Annotated in this window: 1 protein-coding gene; it reads left to right on the forward strand. The window is 49.0% G+C overall.

The window, feature by feature from the left end; translation table 11 throughout:
• Positions 1-568: methyl-accepting chemotaxis protein (locus PG898_RS21175; RefSeq protein WP_270824995.1), on the forward strand; the 568-nt coding region annotated here is incomplete at its 5' end.
• Positions 569-757 lie beyond the last annotated feature (189 nt).

The following is a 757-nucleotide window of genomic DNA, read 5'->3' on the forward strand; positions in this document are numbered from 1 at the left end:
AGCCGCTCAGGTTATTCATGAGCTTGAAGGTCAAAGTAACGAGATATCAAAAGTTCTTGACGTTATACGAGGGATCGCCGAGCAAACGAATTTGTTGGCACTCAACGCAGCAATTGAGGCCGCGCGTGCTGGTGAGCAGGGGCGTGGTTTTGCTGTTGTCGCCGATGAGGTTCGCAGTCTTGCTGCTCGCACACAGCAATCGACAACGGATATTCAAAGCATGATCAGCGCTCTACAAGAGCGAGCGCAATCCGCTGTTACAGTCATGGAGCAAAGTGGTCGGCAAGCGCACACGAGTGTAGCTCACGCAGAGGAAGCAGCTACAGCTCTTGATGGAATTGGCCAACGCGTTAACGAAATTACCGACATGAACGCGCAAATAGCGACTGCGGTCGAGCAGCAGGGAGCAGTAAGTGAAGACATAAACCGCAGTATTATCAATATACGCGATGCTGCTGATACCAATGTACAGACCGGGCAGAATAATTTGCAAAGTGCGAAATCTGTCGCTCAGTTAACTAGCGCTCTGAGCGAACTGGCAAAACAGTTTTGGGAAAAACGAGGATAACGCTTTTCAGTATCTCGACAGGGATAACTTACTTTACCATCGGTTATCCCTTTTAGCCGCACAAATTTTAGCCATGGCTTTTCAGGAAGTCAGGGCTATCAGAATGGCCTTAGAAAGCCTAGTCAAAGAGCTGTCACGAGAACACCGTTAGCTTAGCGTACGATTTTTTCCGAATTCTGCGGTTCCCCC

The sequence above is a fragment of the Aeromonas sp. QDB31 genome, from assembly GCF_027707605.1.
GTDB classification, from domain to species: Bacteria; Pseudomonadota; Gammaproteobacteria; order Enterobacterales; family Aeromonadaceae; genus Aeromonas; species Aeromonas media.